Annotated in this window: 16 protein-coding genes and 3 tRNA genes; 14 read left to right on the top strand and 5 right to left on the bottom strand. The window is 61.7% G+C overall.

Features of this window, described 5'->3' with window-relative positions:
* Positions 1–254: 254 nt before the first annotated feature.
* Positions 255–1,976: a dihydroxy-acid dehydratase gene (gene ilvD / locus MOD31_RS02610; protein ID WP_250819766.1), complete on the bottom strand. Its 1,722-nt coding sequence runs from the start codon at positions 1,974–1,976 to the stop codon at positions 255–257.
* Positions 1,977–2,206: 230 nt separating this feature from the next.
* Here ilvD and MOD31_RS02605 point away from each other — a divergent pair, with 230 nt between their 5' ends.
* The 4 genes from MOD31_RS02605 (at position 2,207) to MOD31_RS02590 (ending at position 4,918) form a co-directional block, all read left to right on the top strand.
* Positions 2,207–3,223 (top strand): hypothetical protein, encoded by a 1,017-nt coding sequence (locus tag MOD31_RS02605; RefSeq protein ID WP_250819765.1) that lies wholly within the window; start codon positions 2,207–2,209, stop codon positions 3,221–3,223.
* A 16-nt stretch (positions 3,224–3,239) separates the two neighbouring features.
* Positions 3,240–4,454, top strand: coding sequence for a sorbosone dehydrogenase family protein (locus MOD31_RS02600; RefSeq protein ID WP_166840270.1), 1,215 nt, complete (start codon positions 3,240–3,242; stop codon positions 4,452–4,454).
* Positions 4,455–4,571: 117 nt separating this feature from the next.
* A tRNA-Lys gene (locus MOD31_RS02595) sits at positions 4,572–4,644 on the top strand.
* A gap of 198 nt (positions 4,645–4,842) precedes the next feature.
* Positions 4,843–4,918, top strand: a tRNA-Lys gene (locus tag MOD31_RS02590).
* Positions 4,919–5,009: 91 nt separating this feature from the next.
* Here MOD31_RS02590 and MOD31_RS02585 read toward each other — a convergent pair.
* Entirely contained in the window at positions 5,010–5,477 is a 468-nt protein-coding gene (locus tag MOD31_RS02585; RefSeq protein WP_250819764.1) for a MarR family winged helix-turn-helix transcriptional regulator, read from the bottom strand.
* 84 nt (positions 5,478–5,561) lie between these two features.
* On the opposite strand from MOD31_RS02585, the gene bcp reads away from it, so the two are divergent.
* The 7 genes from bcp to MOD31_RS02550 all read left to right on the top strand — a co-directional run bounded on the left by bcp (position 5,562) and on the right by MOD31_RS02550 (position 14,632).
* Entirely contained in the window at positions 5,562–6,035 is a 474-nt protein-coding gene (bcp, locus tag MOD31_RS02580) for a thioredoxin-dependent thiol peroxidase (protein WP_142938721.1), read from the top strand.
* 63 nt (positions 6,036–6,098) lie between these two features.
* Positions 6,099–6,180, top strand: a tRNA-Leu gene (locus tag MOD31_RS02575).
* Positions 6,181–6,345: 165 nt separating this feature from the next.
* The gene (locus MOD31_RS02570) at positions 6,346–8,013 is read left to right on the top strand and encodes an ABC transporter substrate-binding protein (protein ID WP_374206963.1); all 1,668 of its coding nucleotides are present in this window, start codon (positions 6,346–6,348) and stop codon (positions 8,011–8,013) included.
* Between the two features lie 79 nt (positions 8,014–8,092).
* Positions 8,093–9,598: a malate:quinone oxidoreductase gene (locus MOD31_RS02565; protein WP_223940481.1), complete on the top strand. Its 1,506-nt coding sequence runs from the start codon at positions 8,093–8,095 to the stop codon at positions 9,596–9,598.
* A gap of 66 nt (positions 9,599–9,664) precedes the next feature.
* Positions 9,665–12,889 (top strand): efflux RND transporter permease subunit, encoded by a 3,225-nt coding sequence (locus MOD31_RS02560; RefSeq protein WP_166840268.1) that lies wholly within the window; start codon positions 9,665–9,667, stop codon positions 12,887–12,889.
* Between the two features lie 151 nt (positions 12,890–13,040).
* On the top strand, positions 13,041–14,171 hold the full coding sequence (locus MOD31_RS02555; protein ID WP_142938717.1) for an LLM class flavin-dependent oxidoreductase: 1,131 nt from the start codon (positions 13,041–13,043) through the stop codon (positions 14,169–14,171).
* Positions 14,171–14,632: a MarR family winged helix-turn-helix transcriptional regulator gene (locus MOD31_RS02550; RefSeq protein ID WP_223940482.1), complete on the top strand. Its 462-nt coding sequence runs from the start codon at positions 14,171–14,173 to the stop codon at positions 14,630–14,632. The genes MOD31_RS02555 and MOD31_RS02550 overlap by 1 nt, the downstream gene beginning before the upstream one ends.
* On the opposite strand, the gene MOD31_RS02545 is transcribed toward MOD31_RS02550, so the two are convergent.
* Both MOD31_RS02545 and MOD31_RS02540 read right to left on the bottom strand, forming a co-directional pair.
* A complete protein-coding gene (locus tag MOD31_RS02545) occupies positions 14,629–15,435 on the bottom strand; it encodes a transglutaminase family protein (RefSeq protein ID WP_142938715.1) in 807 nt (268 codons plus the stop codon). The genes MOD31_RS02550 and MOD31_RS02545 overlap by 4 nt on opposite strands.
* Positions 15,436–15,505: 70 nt before the next feature.
* Positions 15,506–16,345, bottom strand: a complete 840-nt coding sequence (locus MOD31_RS02540; RefSeq protein WP_166840262.1) for a hypothetical protein — start codon at positions 16,343–16,345, stop codon at positions 15,506–15,508.
* 54 nt (positions 16,346–16,399) lie between these two features.
* Here MOD31_RS02540 and MOD31_RS02535 point away from each other — a divergent pair, with 54 nt between their 5' ends.
* Positions 16,400–17,068, top strand: a complete 669-nt coding sequence (locus tag MOD31_RS02535; protein ID WP_166840260.1) for a DUF1684 domain-containing protein — start codon at positions 16,400–16,402, stop codon at positions 17,066–17,068.
* Here MOD31_RS02535 and MOD31_RS02530 read toward each other — a convergent pair.
* Positions 17,065–18,261, bottom strand: coding sequence for an SLC13 family permease (locus MOD31_RS02530; protein ID WP_250819763.1), 1,197 nt, complete (start codon positions 18,259–18,261; stop codon positions 17,065–17,067). The two genes, MOD31_RS02535 and MOD31_RS02530, sit on opposite strands and share 4 nt — an antisense overlap.
* A gap of 148 nt (positions 18,262–18,409) precedes the next feature.
* On the opposite strand from MOD31_RS02530, the gene MOD31_RS02525 reads away from it, so the two are divergent.
* Positions 18,410–18,982: a DM13 domain-containing protein gene (locus tag MOD31_RS02525; protein WP_250819762.1), complete on the top strand. Its 573-nt coding sequence runs from the start codon at positions 18,410–18,412 to the stop codon at positions 18,980–18,982.
* Positions 18,983–19,082: 100 nt separating this feature from the next.
* Positions 19,083–19,961 (top strand): fumarylacetoacetate hydrolase family protein, encoded by an 879-nt coding sequence (locus tag MOD31_RS02520; RefSeq protein WP_250819761.1) that lies wholly within the window; start codon positions 19,083–19,085, stop codon positions 19,959–19,961.
* The last annotated feature ends 4 nt before the right edge of the window (positions 19,962–19,965 follow it).

The raw sequence follows: 19,965 nt of genomic DNA, 5'->3' as shown, positions 1-19,965 counted from the left end.
TTCGGGGAATAAAAAAACCCCTCAGCCTTCCGGCTCTTCGAGGGGTTTGCGCGTGACGGTTCGTTACCAGTCGGGCTAAGCCACGCGCTTGGTAAGGACGACGACGCCAACGGTAACGAATGTGATCATGCGTTCAGTGTTCCCTCAAAGTGAGATACGTGTCAATTGACCACTATCGTATCTCACTATTTGGACAGCCATGTCCGCCTGCCGGACTCCGACTGTGTCTCAACAGTCGGAGTCCACGGCAGGAATTATCCGCAGTACGCCCCGGTGGAGGCACTGTGGACGAGCTTTGCGTACTTGGCCAGCACGCCCTTGGTGAACTTTGCGGGCAGCGGCTCCCAGCCCTCCTTACGGGCTTCGAGTTCGGCGTCGTCCACCAGGAGGTCGAAAGAGCGCGCGGCGATGTCCACACGGATGCGGTCGCCATCCTTCACGAAGGCAATGGGCCCGCCGTCGACGGCTTCGGGCGCAACGTGGCCGATGCACAATCCTGTTGTGCCACCCGAGAAGCGGCCGTCGGTCAGCAGCAGAACGTCTTTGCCAAGCCCTGCGCCCTTAATGGCTCCTGTAATGGCCAGCATTTCGCGCATGCCCGGCCCGCCCTTGGGCCCTTCGTAGCGGATAACCACCACGTCACCCTTGCTAATCTCACCGTTATCCAACGCGCTCAGCGCGCCCTGCTCGCGCTCGAAGACACGAGCAGTTCCTTCAAAGACATCCGCATCGAACCCGGCGCTTTTCACTACGGCGCCTTCGGGGGCCATGGAACCGTGCAGGATGGTGATGCCGCCGGTCTTGTGAATGGGATTGTCCAAGGCGCGGAGGATCTTGCCATCAAGGTCAGGCGGGTTGATGGAGGCGAGGTTTTCGGCGAGGGTCTTGCCGGTCACGGTGAGGCAGTCACCATGCAGCAGTCCGGCGTCGAGCAGCGCTTTCATGATGACCGGCACGCCGCCAATTTTGTCGACGTCGGTCATGACGTAGCGGCCGAAAGGCTTGAGGTCCCCCAAGTGCGGGATTTTGTCGCCAATGCGGTTGAAGTCGTCCAGCGTCAGCTCTACTTCGGCTTCCCGGGCGATCGCGAGCAGGTGCAACACAGCGTTGGTGGAACCGCCGAAGGCCATGGTGACCGCAATGGCATTCTCGAACGCCTTTTTGGTCATGATGTCGCGGGCCGTGATCCCCAGACGCAGCAGGTTAACTACCGCTTCGCCGGACTTGCGTGCGAAATCATCACGACGGCGGTCTGCCGACGGCGGGGCGGCTGAACCCGGAAGGGACATGCCCAAGGCCTCACCGATGCAGGCCATGGTGTTGGCCGTGTACATGCCACCACAGGCGCCTTCGCCGGGACAGATGGCCTTTTCGATCCGGGTGAGGTCTTCCATGCTCATCTTGCCCGCAGCGCAGGCACCGACTGCCTCGAAGGCATCGACGAGGGTGACCTCCTTCTCGGAGCCGTCTTCAAGCTTGACCCAGCCCGGCATGATGGAGCCTGCGTAAAGGAAGACCGACGCGAGGTCCAGGCGGGCAGCAGCCATGAGCATGCCCGGGAGGGACTTGTCACAGCCTGCCAGCAGCACAGAGCCATCGATGCGTTCGGCCTGCATCACTGTCTCCACGGAATCCGCGATCACCTCACGGGAGACCAGGGAGAAGTGCATGCCCTCGTGGCCCATGGAGATACCGTCCGAAACGGAGATGGTACCGAACTGCATGGGGAAACCGCCGCCGGCGTGGACACCTTCCTTGGCGCCCTGGGCAAGGCGGTTCAGGGAAAGGTTGCAGGGTGTGATCTCGTTCCACGAACTCGCGACACCAATTTGAGGTTTGGCAAAGTCGTCGTCGCCCATGCCCACCGCACGGAACATGCCACGGGCCGGCGCCGCGTGAATGCCGTCGGTCACCACCCGGCTGCGGGGTTTGATGTCCGGGGTATTCTCTGTCGCAATCCGGGTGGCGTCACTCATGGTCCAAAGTCTATGTCTACCGGGCCTCTGCCGACGCTGTTGCACGCCGCATTAAGCCCATACTTTTTCCATGGTGCGGTCTTTGCGTCATCCATCCGCCGCTCCACAAATGGTCAGTAGGGAGATGTTTTCGGGCGAAGCAGCAGGTCAAACGCTGGACAGCCCATTAGCAGGCACGTAACGTCGGGAATACCACGAGCTGCACCCCTGTGAGCAGAAGGGCCTCCACCATGGACTGGTTAATTTGGGTCATTGTCATTGTTTTGGTCGTCGCTATTGTTTGGTGGTTGATGAACCGCAACAAGACGCGGAATACCGATCCCACCTCAACCCACGCCACCGCCGAGGATCGCACCGCCGGGGTATCCGGCACCACTCCCCCAGCAGCGACGGCGCCCGCCAGTACGGGATCCATCCCGGATGCCGGTGCAGCCGCAGCAGGCGTGGCAGGCCTGGCAGGTGTGACCAATCTCGGCAAAGCGGCCTCCGAGGGCAGTGGCCCCCGTGCCGACGAACCCGATGTCAGGGAGCCTGAGGTCATCGAAGCCCGTGCCGACGAACCCGCCCCACCCGTACCCGCACCTTCCGGAGAAGCGCACGGGGCCTCCCCCGCCGCGGCCGATGTAGAGACCGAGCCGCGTACCGCCGTCGACGATTCACCCGCCGTTGCCGCCTCTGACGTCCACCCGGCTTCCACACCCGGATTGACGGTGGAGGAACCCGTCATCGCAGCCCCCTCAGTGGCCGATCCTGTCATTGACGAACCAGTGGTGGACGAGCCCGTCGTGGATACTGACGCCAAGGTCCACGCGGCTGACGCCGGCGATGTTGACGACTGGGACTCGAGTTCCACAACGGCAACCTCCGCCCCCAAGGCTGATGACACGGCCGCAAGGGATACCGCTGAGGACAAGGCGGAGTGGGAATCTTCATGGACCGATGCAAGCGGTACCCCGGTCCATCACCACGAGTACACCGATGCACATTCACCCACCCTGCCGGGCGCCGAGTCCGCTGCCGCCGAAGACTCGGCGGGCACTGGTCATCTGGCCGTCGAGCACCCTTACGGCACGGGCTCCTCCAGCGCACCCGGGGACTCCTATCCCGTCAAGGCCAGCGCGTCCGCCATGACCTACTTCGACGAAGACACTGCAGGCTATGACGACGCTGCCGCCGACGTCTGGTTCGAATCATCCGCCCACGCCGAAGCTGCCGGTTTCCGGCCTCCACGTCGCAACAGGCACTGACTTTCCGCCAGCGGTCATGAACGCAGCGGTCGGGGATACAAGAAGGCGCCCCTCGGAAACCCGCGATCGTTGGGTGCCCGCTTCTTCTTATGCCCTGTTGCTGGCAATCCTGGTTGTCCTGCCTGGATGTACGGGCAGTCCGTCGTCTCCGGGCACAGCGGCAACACCAGCGGCATCGGCAAGTCAGGGCACCGCTACCGCACTGGGCGGGCCCCTTTCGCCCGGGTCTCAGTCCACGCAAGCCGGCGAATCCAAGCCCGCCGCGCCACAAACTCCGGAAGTCACCCAAAAACTCGACGTCGGACTGCAGCTGCCGTGGTCGGTGGTCTTCCTGCCGGACGGCACTGCCGTGGTGTCCGAGCGGGACACCGCTCAGGTAAAGAGCATCCGGGACGGTCAAGCCACTACCTTAGGCGAGGTGCCCGGCGTCGAACCCGGCGGAGAAGGCGGGCTGTTGGGCCTTGCCCTCTCGCCGGAATTCGTAACGGACCGCTGGATGTACGCATATTTCACGTCCTCGGACGACAACCGGATTGTGCGCATGAAACTGACCGAGGATCCAAGCGGCATGGTGACTTTGGGGAAGGCTGAAGTGATTTTCTCCGGAATGCCCAAGGCTTCCACTCATAACGGCGGCCGGATTCGATTCGGCCCGGACGGGTTCCTCTACGTCGGAACCGGTGACTCTCAGCGTCGGGAGCAGCCGCAGGACACGAACGCCTTGGGCGGCAAAATCCTACGACTCACTCCGGAGGGGCGCCCGGCGCCAGGGAATCCTTTCGGCGACAATCCCGTGTACAGCTACGGGCATCGGAATGTGCAAGGCCTGGCCTGGGACAACGCCGGACGACTCTGGGCCAGTGAATTTGGTCCTGACGTGGATGACGAACTGAACCTGATTACCCCTGGAGGCAATTACGGTTGGCCCACCGTGACTGGAGCGCCCGGCCGCAGCGGCCTGATCGACGCGAAGGTCGTCTGGCCCTCAACGTCCGACGCCTCACCCAGTGGGCTGGAAATCGTGGACGGCGTTGCCTACACAGGGGCGCTCCGGGGACAACGGCTTTGGGCGGTTCCCCTTAACGGGGAGACCGCAGGCTCCCCTGTGGCCTACTTCACAGGAGAATATGGGCGCCTCCGGGATGTAGCCCGCGCTCCTGATGGCACACTCTGGGTCATCAGCAACAACAGAAACCCTGATTTTGCGCTGATTTTGAGGCCTGCGCCGTGATGCCAGTGGCGGTATGCCGCGGATTTCACACTTGGACAGAAGTGGTGTAGAGTTACATGTCGTTGCGGAGATCGCCGGGGAAATAAAAGCTTGCCCTTGGGATCGAAATCAACAGCTGCACCTCTAGCTCAACTGGCAGAGCAATTGACTCTTAATCAATGGGTTCCGGGTTCGAGTCCCGGGGGGTGCACAAAACAAAAGGCCTTGGTGTGAATATCACGCCAAGGCCTTTTTTGTGTTAATTCATGCCGCTTCCTGCACCGACCACATGGCGTTCATCACGCAGGGCCGAATGTGGTCCGTGACCACAAAAAACTGGTGTAGAGTTATTTGTCGTTGCAGAGGCCAACGGGGAATGCAAATTCCCTCATAAGCCGAAACAATAGCTGCACCTCTAGCTCAACTGGCAGAGCAATTGACTCTTAATCAATGGGTTCCGGGTTCGAGTCCCGGGGGGTGCACCACAAAGTAAAGGCTCCGGATCGCATCTACGATCCGGAGCCTTTCGCGTTTCCATGCCGAGCTTCCCGCAGGAAGCCCGGCAACGGGCTCAGGTCAGGCCTGCGGCAAGTCGGTGTTTTCCGCGTGGGCTTCCTGCTCCGGCGCGGGCAACCCCGCCAGGCCCCGGACGACCAACCGAAGTTCCTCCCGCAGCCGGACGGTGTCCACGGCAACGGGGGACAGAACATCCTGCTCAAGCTTTACTGCCTCTGCAAGAGCTGCAATGCCGGCGTCAGTAAGAGTCACCACGTGACTTCGGCGGTCGGAGTCACTGCGTTGTCGGGTGACATGCCCGTGCAGCTCCAGCCTCGCGAGGGTGGTACCCATTGTTTGGGCCTTGACCCGCGCAACTTCGGCCAGAGCCGCCTGCGTGATGGCACCCTTGGCAGCCAACACCTGCATGGCAATGACACCGGCGTGGGTAAGACCGATGGACTTCAATTTTTCGTTCCACGAGATTTCCACCAGGCGCGCGGCTGTCGAAAGCAAACGGGTGGTGGGCCATCTTTCCATATCTGGCATGCCGACAGTATATGCGCGGAAGCGGTGAGGACGCGGCCTCGCCCACTAAACTGGAAAATCGCGACCACTGGTAAGGAGAACATTTTGGCTGAACGACTTATCCCGGGAGATGCCGCCCCGGACTTCACACTTCAGGATGAGACCGGCAAAAGCGTGAGCTTGTCGGACCTCCGCGGACGAAAAACCATCCTCTACTTCTACCCGGCCGCTTCCACTCCCGGGTGCACCAAGGAAGCATGCGATTTCCGCGACTCCCTGGGGTCACTGCAGGCTGCAGGATACGAAGTGGTGGGTGTCTCCCCCGACCCCGTCAAGGCACTTGCCAAGTTCTCCGAAGAAGAACAACTGACCTTTCGGCTGCTATCGGACGAGGATCACACCGTCGCCGAGGCATATGGGGCCTGGGGTGAGAAAAAGAACTACGGCCGCAGCTACATGGGATTGATCCGATCCACCTTTGCGGTTGATCCCGATGGAAAGGTTTCCCTGGCCCAGTACAACGTGCGCGCCACCGGGCACGTAGCCAAGCTCCGGCGGGATCTCAAGCTGGACAAGTAACGGGTACACTGGAGGCCGGTATATGGCAGCGACCGTCCTTTCAGGCGGTCGGATTGCCTGCCAGCGCGAGTGGTGAAATTGGCAGACACGCAGGATTTAGGTTCCTGTGCCTTCGGGCGTGGGGGTTCAAGTCCCCCCTTGCGCACAGATACGGAAATACCCCCGGTTGCAAGACCGGGGGTATTTCATTTTCATGCAGCCGGGGCACCTGAAAGTCCGCTGGGAAGCGCAGTCAGGACGTTCAACTAGACTGGAATGCGGTCTGGCCGAAGCCGGCCACAGCACTTCCAACCGGCTTGAGGGGACACGAGTGGCAAGCAGCAAAATGCGGCGCCTGGGCATGCAGTTCGGAGCTGCCGTACTGGCTTTGGGACTGGCAGGGTGCACCGGAACCCCGGGCCCGTCGCCGTCGTCATCCACCGGCAGCTCCCCCGCGGTTGAACCGACAGCAACCTTCAATTTCGGCACGGCGTCCATGCCCTTGGGCCTGGATCCCGCCATGACCGCCGATTCCGAGTCCTACCGTGTCACCCGCCAAGTCCTCGAAGGACTTGTGGGGGTGGATGGCGAAACAGGTCAAACCACGCCCCTCCTCGCCACCGAGTGGAAAGACAGCAACAACGGGCTCAGTTACGACTTCACGCTCCGGTCCGGTGTGACCTTCCACGACGGCACTACCCTGGATGCAACCGCCGTATGCGCCAACTTCAACCGCTGGTTCACGTTTCCCGAGGAGCTCAGGAATCAGGCGCCGGGCATCTCCTTTCAGAGCGTTTTCAAGGCGTACTCGGATCAGCCGGTATTCTCCATTTTCAAAGACTGCAAGGTGGTTTCGGCCACCGACGTCCAGATCAATCTGACGCGGCCCTTCACTGGATTCCTTCAGGCGTTGACCTTGCCAGCCTTCGCAATATCTTCCCCGGCTGCTTTGCAGGCAAAGACAGCCAATGTCCTTGACCAAGTACGCAACGGCCAAGCCATGTCCACCTACGCCGGCCATCCCGTGGGCACAGGCCCCTATGCATTCACCGCGTGGGATGAGAAAAAGCTCACGTTGTCCAGCTACAAGGGCTACTGGGGAAACAAGGGACAGATCGCAACCATCAACTTCATCCCCTACGATCGCGCGGAATCACGCCAGCAGGCCCTTCTGGATGGCAAGATCGACGCCTACGACCTTGTGACCTCAGGGACTTTTGACCAACTGGTCAAAAAGGGTGTCCAGATCATCCAGCGCGACCCTTTCTCGGTGATGTACCTGGGGATCAACCAAGCTGTTGCACCGCTGGAAAAGCCCGAAGTGCGCCAAGCAATCGAGATGGCGATCGACAAGGAAGCGTTGATCCGGAAGTTCTTCATCGACAACACGGCGCAGGCATCACAATTCGTGCCACCCAAGCTCAGCGGCTTCAACAACAATGCCCCCTCCCTGGGGTACAACCCAGAGAAGGCCAAGGAGCTCTTGAAGAAAGCCGGCTATAAGGGTGAGGAGCTGAAGTTCTACTACCCCCTCAACGCCACAAGGGCATACATGCCCACCCCGGAAAAGATTTACGCCGAGCTCAGCCGCCAACTCGTCGCCGTCGGCTTCAACATCAAACCGGTTCCCATCGACTGGGAAGATGGCTACCTCCAAAGCGTCCAGTCGGCCGGCGACCGGGGCCTTCACCTCCTGGGCTGGAACGGTTCGTACGCGGACGCAGACAACTTCCTCGGACCCCTTTTTGGCGAAACCCGCGCCGAGTTCGGATACGCCGACTCGGAAGTCTTCCACAAGATAGAACGCGCACGGGCAATGCCCGAAGGCGATGAACGCAACGCCCAGTACCAGGCCATCAATGCTGAGATCGCGGCGTCGGTACCGGCTGTGCCCATAGCCTTCCCCATCTCGGCGCTGGCTCTGTCCAACAAGGTTGAAAGCTACCCGGCTTCCCCCGTCCTCAACGAAGTTTTCACAAACGTCCGCCTAAAGCCTTGACGATTCCCCGCAATTTCAGTATTGAGACTGCACGGGGATATTCTGTGACAGCCAGTGCCGCCGCTAACGGAGATTGATCGTGACCTTCATTTCCAAGACTCAACATGCCGACGTCGTCCTTATTGGCGGCGGAATCATGAGTGCCACCCTTGGTGCGTTCATCAAGCAACTTGAACCCACCTGGACCATCTCCATGTTCGAAAGACTCGACGAAGCAGGGCTTGAGAGTTCCGGACCCTGGAACAACGCCGGCACCGGCCATGCCGCGCTGTGTGAGCTGAACTACTCCCCCGCAGCAAAAGACGGTTCCGTAGACCCGTCCAAGGCCCTGCACATTAACGAACAGTTCCAGCTGTCCCGCCAGTTCTGGTCCCATCTTGTGGACAGCAAAGTGATCGGGTCTCCCAAAGGCTTCATCAACACAGTTCCGCACATGAGCTTCGTCATCGGCGATAACCACGCGAACTTCCTCAAAACGCGGTACGAGGCCCTGAAACCCAACACGCTGTTCCGCAGCATGGAGTACACCGAGGACCAGGACCAGATCGCCAAATGGGCACCGTTGATCGTCAAGGGCCGCGACCGCAAGCAGCGCGTGGCCGCAACCCGCGCAGCTGAAGGCACCGACGTCGACTTCGGCGCCTTGACCCGCGAGCTGACGGGCTACCTGCAGAGCAGCGGCGCCGAGGTCAATTATGGCCACGACGTCACCAACATCCACCGCGCAGCAGGCGGTGGATGGGATCTGTCCATCAAGCACCCCAAGTCAGGCGAACACGGCCGCATCCATGCCAAGTTCGTCTTCGTAGGAGCCGGCGGCGGTGCACTCCACCTGCTTCAGGCATCCGGCATCCCTGAAAGCAAGGGCTACGGCGGCTTCCCCGTCTCCGGCCAGTTCTTCCGCTGCACCGACGACGCCGTGACTTCCCAGCACAGTGCAAAGGTCTACGGCCAGGCTTCGGTCGGCGCGCCGCCAATGTCCGTCCCGCACCTGGACACCCGCTATGTGGACGGAAAACGCTCCCTCCTCTTCGGCCCGTACGCCGGGTTCTCCACCAACTTCCTGAAGACCTCCAGCTACCTGGACCTTCCGCTGTCCATCCGCCCGGGAAACATCATTCCCATGCTGGCCGTGGCCAAGGACAACATGGACCTCACCGCCTACCTCATCAAGGAGGTTGCCAAGCGGCACGAGGCCAAGGTTGAGGCCCTGCGCGAGTACTACCCTGAAGCATCCGGCGGCAATTGGGAACTGATCACCGCCGGTCAGCGTGTACAAATCATCAAGAAGCACCCACAGAAGGGTGGCGTGCTGCAGTTCGGCACCGAAGTCATCGCTTCCCGCGATGGTTCGATCGGCGCGCTGCTGGGCGCTTCTCCGGGCGCGTCCACCGCCGTGCCCATCATGATCGAACTGTTGCAGAAGTCCTTCCCCAAGAACTTCAAGGGTTGGCAGTCCAAACTCAAGGACATGATGCCGGGCTACGGCGTCAAGCTCAACGAGAATGCGGACCTGGCGGCCGAACTGGAAGCAAGCACTGCAAGGTCCCTGCAATTGGAAGTGGCTAACGCCATCCAAAGCTAGGCCACACCCGGGGCTGCGGCCGGTTCCCTCAGCCGAATCGTTACGTAGACCGCAGGAGTCAATGCAATGTTCCGCTTGGCCAAACTGTCCCTGGGAAACCGGGCCCTGATCGCGCTGATCACCGTCTTTGCGGCGGTGTTCGGCGTGATCACCATGGGGTCGCTGAAGCAGGAACTCATTCCGTCCATCGAGTTCCCGCAGATCACCGTGGTGACCTCCATGCCGGGCGCTTCGCCGGAGGTTGTGGACAAGCAGTTGAGCCAGCCCCTGGAAACAGCTTTGAACAGCGTGGAGGGGCTTGAATCCACCACATCGACGTCCCGCAACGGCGTTTCACAGATCACTATGGTGTTCACGTACGGCTCCAACCTGGACCGGGCGCGGAACCAGATTGACCGGGCGATTTCCAATGCCAAACGCGTGCTGCCGGCCGACGTCGAGCCCCAGTCCATCGCCGGTAACATCAGCGACTTCCCGATTGTCTACTTGGCGGTGTCGTCGGACAAGCCGCTGAGCGAACTCAACGCCGACCTCCTTCGACTCAGCGTTCCCCGCCTGCAGAAGATCGACGGCGTCCGTGGCGCCGACGTGACCGGCGGCTCCAGCCAGCACATCCTGATCCAGCCCCGCCCCGCTGATCTGGCAACTACAGGGGCCTCTGTCCAGTCCATCAGCAATGCGCTCAAGAACAACGGCACGTTGGTCCCCGTGGGCACCATTGAGGACCAAGGCAAGACCCTTTCCCTCCAGCTCGGCAGCCCGGTGGATTCCCTGGACATCATCAAGGGACTCCCTTTGGCCGGCGCAAAAACGGCTGCAACCATTGGGGCTGTTGCCGATGTCAGCATCGAGGACGACGCCGCCACGTCCATCACCCGCACCAACGGCAAGCCCACATTGGCCCTGTCCGTCACCAAGAAGCCGGAAGGCGATACGGTGGCGATTTCGCACGCCGTGAGGGACGCCGTCGGCCCTATGGAGGAGGAACTCGGCAACAACGCGACTTTCACGCCGGTCTTCGACCAAGCTCCTTTCATTGAAAAGTCCATCAAGGACCTCACCACCGAAGGGCTCCTTGGCCTTGGCTTCGCCGTAGCTGTCATCCTGGTCTTCCTGATGTCCGTACGCTCAACGTTGGTCACGGCCGTCTCCATCCCGCTGTCCCTGCTGATTACCTTCATTGGCATCTCCGCCACGGGATACTCGCTGAATATCCTTACTTTGGGCGCCCTCACCATTGCGATCGGGCGGGTGGTTGACGATTCCATCGTGGTGATCGAGAACATCAAGCGGCATTTGAGCTACGGCGAACACAAGCTGACAGCCATCCTGACGTCCATCCGGGAAGTGGCCGGGGCCATCACGGCTTCCACCTTGACCACTGTGGCCGTATTCCTGCCCATCGCTTTCGTCGGCGACCTCGCCGGTGAGCTGTTCCGGCCCTTTGCCCTGACCGTAACCATTGCGTTGTTGTCATCACTGCTGGTTTCCCTGACAATCGTTCCGGTCCTGGCCTACTGGTTCCTTTCCTCGCCCGGAAGAGGCGCTGAGGCACAGGCATCCGCCAAGGAAGCCGCCCGGAAAGCCCAAGAGGCCGAGGAGCGCAGTCGCCTCCAGCGAGGCTACCTTCCTCTTCTCGCCAAGACGCAAAAGCATCCGGTTATCACCTTGTCGGCAGCAGCACTGATTCTGGTGGCCACCATCGCCGTCTCGCCCCTTCTGTCTACCGATCTGTTGGGCCGCTCCGGCGAGAACAGCATGACTGTGCGCCAAGTCCTTCCAGCGGGCACCAGCCTGCAGGCCACCAGCGATGAAGCCTCCAAGATTGAGGAGTCCCTCAAGGGCATTGCGGGCATCAAGGACGTGCAGGTCACTTCCGGAAACGCCCAGACCGGCTTCGCTGCACTCACTTCCACTGGTTCCTCCAACTCGACATTCACCATTGTCACTGACGAGAAAGTGAACCAAACCAAACTCCAGGATGAGGTTCGCGCCAAGCTGGCAGGGGCCCCCGGGAAGGTGACGGTGGGATCGCAGCAGGGCGGATTCGGGACATCCTCAACGGTGGATATCACCATCAGGGCCGCTAATTCCGCTGACCTGCAGACAGCAAGTGATGCCATGGTCAAGGCTATGGAAGGCGTTCCTGGGAGCTCGGAGGTCGCCACGAACCTTGCTTCCAAGCAGTCGGTGGTCCAGGTCCGTGTTGACCGGGCCAAGGCCGTGGCGGCAGGCCTGACGGAAGAACAAGTAGGAGCCTTCCTGGCCTCCACGGTCAGCCCCATTCCGGCCGGTACCGTTCGGATCGAGACCAACGACTACCCTGTGCAGATCGGTGAGGGCACGCGCTTTACCAGCATTGCCGCAGTTCGGGCACTCCAGCTTCCCACAGCCCGTGGCGGCGTGGCACTGGAGACGATTGCCGCCGTCGAGCAGGTTGACACCCCGGTGTCCATCACCAGCAGCAACGGGCAGCGAACCGCCAAAGTGACCGTGACGCCGTCCGGATCCAACCTGGGCAGTGTCAGCGCAGCGGTGCAGGAGCGGCTGGCGGCTGTGGACTTGCCTGCGGGGGTCACCGCCACCATCGGTGGTGCCACAACGCAGCAGGCGGAGTCTTTCCGGCAGCTTGGCTTGGCCCTGCTGGCGGCAATTGCCATCGTCTACGTGATCATGGTGGCCGCCTTCAAGTCCCTCATCCAGCCGCTCATCCTGTTGGTTTCTGTACCGTTCGCCGCGACCGGCGCCGTGGGACTGCTGTTGATCACCGGCGTTCCCTTGGGGCTGCCGTCACTGATCGGCATGCTGATGCTGGTGGGCATCGTGGTGACCAACGCCATTGTGTTGATCGACCTGATTAACCAATATCGCAAGCCACATGACGGCTCTCCGGGCATGAACGTTGCCGATGCCATCACACACGGTGCGCGCCGGCGCCTGCGGCCCATCCTCATGACCGCCTTGGCGACGGTGTTCGCCCTGACTCCCATGGCTTTAGGCCTTACTGGTGGCGGCGGCTTCATTTCCCAACCCCTGGCAATCGTGGTGATCGGTGGCTTGGTTTCGTCCACGGCCCTGACGTTGGTCCTGGTTCCGGTGCTCTACAAACTCGTGGAGGGGCGCCGGGAAAAGAAGGACCTGCTGAAGGCTTTGCAGGACAAGTCCACGGCTGCTCCCGGCGACGGACCCGGTGGGAACGGCGGCTCCGCATCGGGAGATTTCCAGGACTGGACCACGGGCATGATTCCACGCGTCACTGGCCGCCGTGCGGCCCATAATCCCGCAGAATAGCGGGCTCCCCCAACAGAAGCACTGGTAGTGGACAGGCCCGGGAACAATTCCCGGGCCTGTCCTGTTACAGGTATCGATACATGCAAATGCATCTAGTTTGAGGTACACTGTTTACAGAGCCCGGGACTTCGGGCAGGGAGAAAGGCACATCATGCAGATCGGCGTATTCAGCGTCAGCGACATCACCACTGACCCCACCACGGGCCGCACGCCCACGGAAAACGAGCGCATCAAGGCCTCCGTCGCCATCGCCAAAAAGGTCGAAGAAATCGGCATGGATGTGTACGCCCTGGGCGAGCACCACAACCGGCCCTTCTTCTCCTCCTCCCCCACCACCACCCTGGCCTACATCGCAGCCCAGACCGAGCGCATCACGTTGTCCACGGCAACCACCCTGATCACCACCAATGATCCGGTCAAGATCGCCGAAGACTTCGCCATGCTCCAGCACCTCTCTGATGGCCGCGTGGACCTGGTGCTCGGTCGTGGCAACACAGCTCCGGTGTACCCCTGGTTCGGAAAGAACATCCAGGACGGCATCGAGCTGGCTATCGAGAACTACAGCCTGCTCCGCAAGCTGTGGGACGAGGACACCGTCAACTGGTCCGGCAAGTTCCGCACACCCCTGCAGAACTTCACCTCCACGCCGCGTCCGCTCGACGACGTCGCCCCCTTCGTGTGGCACGGTTCCATCCGCACGCCTCAGATCGCAGAAGTGGCCGCCTACTACGGCGACGGTTTCTTCGCCAACAACATCTTCTGGCCTAAGGAGCACTACCAGCAGCTGATCGGCCTGTACCGTGAGCGCTACGCACACTACGGCCACGGAACTCCGGAGCAGGCAATCGTTGGCTTGGGCGGACAGTTCTTCATGAGGAAGAACTCGCAGGACGCCGTGAAGGAATTCCGGCCATACTTCGACAACGCGCCCGTCTACGGGCACGGACCGTCCCTGGAGGACTTCACCTCGCAGACTCCCCTCACCGTGGGCAGCCCGCAGGAAGTCATCGAGAAGACGCTGACCTTCCGCGAGGCCTTCGGCGACTACCAGCGCCAGTTGTTCCTGATCGACCACGCCGGACTGCCGCTGAAGACCGTCCTGGAGCAGTTGGATCTCTTCGGCGAAGAGGTGTTGCCGGTTCTTCGAAAGGAGTACGCCGCCATGAAGCCTGCGAATGTGCCGGACGCACCCACGCACGCCTCACGGGTTGCCGCCGCGTTGGAGGCCAAGGTCAGCGCGTCCGCTACTGCTGGTGCTGGTGCTGCGGGGCAGGACGCCTGATGTCCAGCCTTTCGGCATCCTCCGCCGTGCGCCTCGCCGCCGAAACCTGGGAGTCGTTGTTCCGTTCCCAGGTGGCGGTGATGCGGAAGCTTCAGTCCGGGCCGGCGTTCAAGGCACTTCCTGTCAAGGAGTACGACGTCCTGTTCACGCTTTCCCGCTGCCCTTCGGGCCAGCTGCGCCTGAATGAGATCAATGACAAGGTCCTGCTCAGCCAGTCCAGCTTAAGCCGCTTGGTGGACCGCCTGGAGAAGCGCGGCCTGGTGGAGCGGACCATAGCGCCCGACGACGGCCGCGGAGTCCTGCTCTCACTCACCGAAGCCGGAAGCGAGCTCCAAAAGGCCATCGGCCGCGAACATGTCCGCGACATCGCCAACTTGGTGGCGCCCGCGCTCACGGCCGAGGAGCAGCAGGAGCTTCTGCGGCTCACGGAGAAACTCCGCGCCTCGGTGGCCGGACACTAGCGCAAGCTGATGAGCTCCCGGGGGTCCTCCACCGGGAGCTCCCCGTTGACCGATGCGCTGACCTTGAGCGTTTTGAGGGTCAGGCTGCCGCCCACGGTGGACAGGAAGGCCGTATCCGAGGAGTCCCGGCCTGCGGTGATGCGAAGCATGGATTCGCGGGGCGCGAGACCAGTGGGATCAATGATGTGCCAGGCGCCGTCGATGTGCGCCTCCGCAACAGCATGGAAATCCATGGGACTTAGCCCGGGGGCGTACACCGCCGCCAACCGCGCGGGAACATCCTTGGACCGCAGGAGGGCAATGGCAAGGTGTGCGAAGTCGCGGCACACACCTTTGCGGTGCAGCAGGGTTTCCACGGCGCCGTCTGTCCCCCGGGAGGACCCACTGACGTAACGCAGTTCCCCGTTGACCCAATTGCGGACGGCATGGAGCAGCTCGGCACCGTGCAGGCTTCCAAACTCGGCATAGGAGGTAGGCAGCAGCCTGTCCGACTCCGCATACCGGCTGGGCCTGACGTACCTGATGAGTTCCATCGGACTGGATGTATCCGGCTCCCCAAAGCCATGAACCGTTGCCCGGTAGTCCACAGTCACCTCGCTCGGCTCGCTGAATTCCAGGTAGTGAAAGCGGCCGCCGTGGTGATCGCTGAGTTCAGCAAAGGGGACCTCGGCACCACCGCTGGTGATGGACAGGTTTTCGTTCACAGAGCGGTAACCACGATTATTGGCCACGGCTATGGCCATGGCCACCTTGGTGTTGGCTGCAGTCTTGAACACGAGTGAGGCAGCAACATTGCGTTCCATTGATCTCCGGGGTGGGTTGCGGCGGACAGCCCCCATTGCCGCCATTTATGTGAATCAGCCAATCGCAGAGCTACAGATTAACCTTCAGCGACAGTAGCATCCGCTGGACATTGGCGAATTCAGAACCGTGGACCGCATACTTTGCAGCCAGGTCCAAGGTATCGAAAGACTTGGCCGGTGCCACCTTCTCATCAGCGGCAAAGGCATGGATGACCGGGACATCCCCAAAGGTGATGTCGCCCTTGCCGGCTGGGCCCTGAACCCGGTTCCTCAGTTCGCAGGCCTGTCCGTCCACTCCCGCCACCATATTGGTGATGCCGTAAGAGCCGAAGAACTTGTAGCCCTGAACCACGCGGAAGACTACTCGCGGATCAATGGTGTCCTGGCCATCCGAGTGGGGAATGTCCAATGGCACACTGCTGATCACCACATAGGGGCGTGCCTGACCGGCCGGGCAGGCGGCAGGCGACGTCGTAGGCAACCCGGTGTGTAGCGTGGCTATGTACCGCCCCTCGGCATCCTTGACCTCCACCTTCACAGCGTTGGCCAACGATCCCGCCTCCGGCGTTACCGACTGGGCTATCCACTCCTGAGGTAACTCGAAGCTGACGGTTTTGGCGGAGTCCGTGTACGTCTTCCAGGACACCGCCGTCGCCACCGGGCTTGACCCGGGGCTGGCCGAAGTACTCCCGCCGGTGCTTGGAGTTTCGCCGGTGCCTGTCGCCGGCGTCGTGCTGCCCTGTGTTGCCGTTCCCGATTCCGAACTATTTGGTTGGGAGCCGGTAGTGGAGTTGACTTGCGGGCCCTTGTTCTCGGCGGAGCAGGATGCTGTGCCGGCGAGGACTGTGACCGCCACGGCAAACACGGCAAGCCGCATCGGATTGCAGCGCAGGTTCAGGATGCCCTTCATGCCCACAGCCTATCGGCGGCAGTCCTGCGACACGCACAGGACTAGGCTGAGTGTATGGCTCCTGACCAGAAGGACTATTTCGAAGACGACATTCCCGCCATGTCAGCTATTGATATTGCTGATTGGCGCCTGCGGACGTTCGCCCTCTACGACAAAGTGCGCCAGCTCGCGGCCACCAACCCGTTCGACGCCCACGTGTTTTGGCGGCAGGAACGGGACCTGATGTTCGCTACGCATCCGGCTTCAGCGCTCACCGCCGATATGAAGGCTTCCTTCTCCGGACTGCCAACAGCTGACTACGATTCCTCCTTCCGGAGGTACGCCGCCTTGTCACCCGAGGGAGCCGGCCAGGAAATGAACGTTGAGACGGGGACTGACGGGTTGGTGCCATTCGTCCGAATCGGCACTTTCGACCTCCCCGGGCTGGGCTCGTTGGCGGCCTGGAAGCTCAGGAGCTACGGGGGCGGGATCTTCGTGCCGTTCCGCGACGCCACTGCAGGCAAGGACGGCGGAAGCTACGGCGCCGGACGGTACTTGGTGGACACGGTCAAGGGTTCGTTCCATGGGACGCGGGGATCCGGCGCAGACCAAGAGTTTGTCCTGGACTTCAATTTCGCGTACAACCCATCTTGCGCCTACAACGAGGCCTGGGCGTGTCCGCTGGCGGGACCAGCAAACCGCCTGGCTGCCGAGGTCCCAGTGGGCGAACAGTATCTCGGCTAACCAAACACCCCTCCGGGGCCGACAACTGCGAGGGCCGCAATGGCCGCCACTATTGTCAGCGGCGCCACCATCAGGCCGAAGACCGCGTACCCCCTCCACTTGATCAGTACATTCATCCGCACCAAGCGGTCGTGCCATAGCAAGGTGGCCAAAGAGGCCCACGGAGTGATCAGGGGTCCCGCGTTCACCCCCACCAACAGCGCAGCCATCCTGGTAGGAGTTCCGGCCAGTGGCTCGGCCAGAAGGTAGGCCGGCAGGTTGTTGACGACGTTTGAGCCAAGGGCGCCTGTCATGGCCAGCCTCAGCAGCTCAAGGAATCCGTTCCCCTGCCCTGCCACCTGGCCAAGCAGCACTGATGCGCCAAGATATTGCGTTGCTTCCACTACAAGGAAGAGGCCGCAGGTAAAGAGCAGCAGGGACCACGGGATCAAGGCCACCTTGAGCACCTTGGGTCGGCGGACGGCGAAGGTCACGGCGAGTATCGCGGCAGCCAACGCGGCGGGAATCCAAATGGCGACTCCGGATACCAACGCCGGCAACAGCAACACCAGGACGATCGCACTGACCAGGAGCAGGACTTTGTCCGGCGCTGCCGTGGATGAGGTGGTCGGGGCCGGACGGGCGGAATCGAGCGCGTAGGTTTTGCGAAGCTCCCGCCGGAAAACCACAGCAACAAATGCCAAGGGCACCACAATTGCCGCGAGCGAGGGCGCCCACATCAGTTGCGCGAACTGTGCCGGGCTGATGCCACCGAGATTGTGCTGCGCCAAAAGGTTGGTCAGGTTGGAGATGGGAAGCAACAAGCTGGCAGTGTTGGCCAGCCAAACCGTGGTCAGGGCGAAGGGCAGAACGGGGAGGCCCGCCTGGCGGGCCACGGTGACCACCACCGGGGTGAGCAGCACCGCCGTCGTATCCAGTGACAGGAAAATGGTACTGAGTGTGGCAAACAACGCCAACAGCAACCACAGCATGACACTGCGTCCACGCCCCCACCCCCGCACATGGCGGGCAATCCACTGGAAGGCGCCGGCCTCACTGACAAGTTCCGTAACCACCGTCATGGCAATGACAAAACCCAGGATGGGTGCCACCCGGTCTGCAAGGACTGCCACCTCCTGCCAGGGCAGGACACCCGTAACCACTGTGACCCCACCAGCCACAAGGAGGACCAACCCTATAATCGCCAGACGCATGGAACGGATTCTAAGCCCGGGTCCTGTGTTCATCCTGCACGGCGCTTCCTTCTGCACAGGAGTTCCTTCCACGGCACTGGAAGAAGGCGTCACCGGCCTGTAAGCAAAAGAACCCCCAAAGCCCTGCCGCGAAGCCTAACTTTGAAGCATGAACAGACTGCAGCGCATGATCCGGGCCCACAGGATCCTTGCGGTTGTGGCAGGGGTGGTGGTCCTTTCCGTAGTGGTTGTGGGGGCCGCCCTGTTCCAGCCGTGGCGCATCTTCACCAGCAGCAGCGTCTACGAAGCCCTGCCTGCCGCGCCCGCTCCCGCGAGCGCACAGGCTCCCGCTCCCGCGAGCGCACAGGCTCCGGTAACGCCCCCACCCGCAACTCCCGAGGCACCGGTGGTTCTTGGCTCGGGCACTTTCCAATCCCAAGAGCATGAGACCACAGGCACTGCCCAGTTGGTGAGACTTGCAAATGGCAGCCATCTGCTGCGGCTCGAGGACCTGGCCAGCAGCGACGGCCCGGACGTCAAAGTCTGGTTGAGCAGCCTGCCGGCCGGCGGCGACTGGTTCAAATACCGGTCCGGCCGATACGTGGATCTCGGTGCGGTCAAAGCCACGCACGGCAATCACAACTACCTACTTCCGCCAGGAACGGACATCACGGGGCTGACATCCGTGGTGCTGTGGTGTGACCGCTTCAGCGTGGCATTCGGATCCGCGCCCCTCACCTGATGCGTTGTGAGGCCCGCTCTGCTCGCTAAGGGAGTGGCAAAGCATGCAGAGCGGGCCCCACAACGCAAACCACCGGCCAGGAAGGACGTAGGATGTCATCATGACTTCGCCTTTTTCCCGTCGCATCGCCCGAGTCCGGCCCGTCCCGATCGCAACTGCCACCGATCAAACTTTGGCCCGCCAGTCTCCTGACGAGCAGTTCTTTGTGGCCAACGACGCCCGGGATTTCGACTCGGTGGAAGGCACACAGTGGACTGTGGTGGAGTCCCCCTTCCCGACGTCGAGGGCCAATGCCAGCAGCCCGGCCAGAAACGGGTGGGAACCCGGGGCGGTGGTCAGCCAGGATGCGTTCACTTTTCTGGCCCCCTCGGTACCTGCAAACGTCTTCGGCATGGCGCACAACACCGGGCAGCCTGGCCGGGACCTGCCGCCACAGGCCTTCCACAAAGCAGCATCAAGCGTGATCGGACCGGGCGAAGCAATTCAGTTGAGCTCCACCGTTGGTTACGTGGACCCGGAGGCTGAACTGACGGTCGTCGTCGGCCGTGCCTCCCGAGGCCTGACCTTGGAAACAGCGAGGTCGGCAATTCTCGGATACACCATCGGTAACGACGTCTCCGCCCGCGACCTCCAGAAGTCCGACGAACTCTGGATCAGCGCCAAAAGCCAGGACACCTTCACTCCCGCAGGTCCGTGGATAGTCACCAGCCTGGATGACTCAAACCTGGAGATCGGGATTGTGCATAACGGCAAGGAGCTGCAGACTGCGAGTTCAGCGGACCTGGGCTGGAAAGTGGACGAAATCATGGTCTATCTGAGCTCACTCATGACGCTCCACCCCGGCGACCTTGTGCTCACAGGGTTCCCCGCGGAGTGCGCACGAATCCAACCGGGAGACACCGTGGTGTGCCGCGTGGAAGGAATCGGCGAGCTTCACAACCCCGTCACCGGTGCTTCATGGGAGCAGCAGCCTGCATAGTGTG

It is taken from the genome of Paenarthrobacter sp. TYUT067 (assembly GCF_023656375.1).
In the GTDB taxonomy this organism is placed as follows: Bacteria; Actinomycetota; Actinomycetes; order Actinomycetales; family Micrococcaceae; genus Arthrobacter.
Note: the sequence above shows the minus strand (reverse complement) of the source record. Positions and strands in the feature narration are given on the sequence as shown.

What these genes read in the sequence shown, in the direction of transcription:
- ilvD (WP_250819766.1), bottom strand. Translation starts at nt 1,976, where the DNA reads ATGAGTGACGCCACCCGGATTGCGACAGAGAATACCCCGGACATCAAA.
- MOD31_RS02605 (WP_250819765.1), top strand. Translation starts at nt 2,207, where the DNA reads ATGGACTGGTTAATTTGGGTCATTGTCATTGTTTTGGTCGTCGCTATT.
- MOD31_RS02600 (WP_166840270.1), top strand. Translation starts at nt 3,240, where the DNA reads ATGAACGCAGCGGTCGGGGATACAAGAAGGCGCCCCTCGGAAACCCGC.
- MOD31_RS02585 (WP_250819764.1), bottom strand. Translation starts at nt 5,477, where the DNA reads ATGCCAGATATGGAAAGATGGCCCACCACCCGTTTGCTTTCGACAGCC.
- MOD31_RS02560 (WP_166840268.1), top strand. Translation starts at nt 9,665, where the DNA reads ATGTTCCGCTTGGCCAAACTGTCCCTGGGAAACCGGGCCCTGATCGCG.
- MOD31_RS02555 (WP_142938717.1), top strand. Translation starts at nt 13,041, where the DNA reads ATGCAGATCGGCGTATTCAGCGTCAGCGACATCACCACTGACCCCACC.
- MOD31_RS02550 (WP_223940482.1), top strand. Translation starts at nt 14,171, where the DNA reads ATGTCCAGCCTTTCGGCATCCTCCGCCGTGCGCCTCGCCGCCGAAACC.
- MOD31_RS02545 (WP_142938715.1), bottom strand. Translation starts at nt 15,435, where the DNA reads ATGGAACGCAATGTTGCTGCCTCACTCGTGTTCAAGACTGCAGCCAAC.
- MOD31_RS02540 (WP_166840262.1), bottom strand. Translation starts at nt 16,345, where the DNA reads ATGAAGGGCATCCTGAACCTGCGCTGCAATCCGATGCGGCTTGCCGTG.
- MOD31_RS02535 (WP_166840260.1), top strand. Translation starts at nt 16,400, where the DNA reads ATGGCTCCTGACCAGAAGGACTATTTCGAAGACGACATTCCCGCCATG.
- MOD31_RS02530 (WP_250819763.1), bottom strand. Translation starts at nt 18,261, where the DNA reads ATGCGTCTGGCGATTATAGGGTTGGTCCTCCTTGTGGCTGGTGGGGTC.
- MOD31_RS02525 (WP_250819762.1), top strand. Translation starts at nt 18,410, where the DNA reads ATGAACAGACTGCAGCGCATGATCCGGGCCCACAGGATCCTTGCGGTT.
- MOD31_RS02520 (WP_250819761.1), top strand. Translation starts at nt 19,083, where the DNA reads ATGACTTCGCCTTTTTCCCGTCGCATCGCCCGAGTCCGGCCCGTCCCG.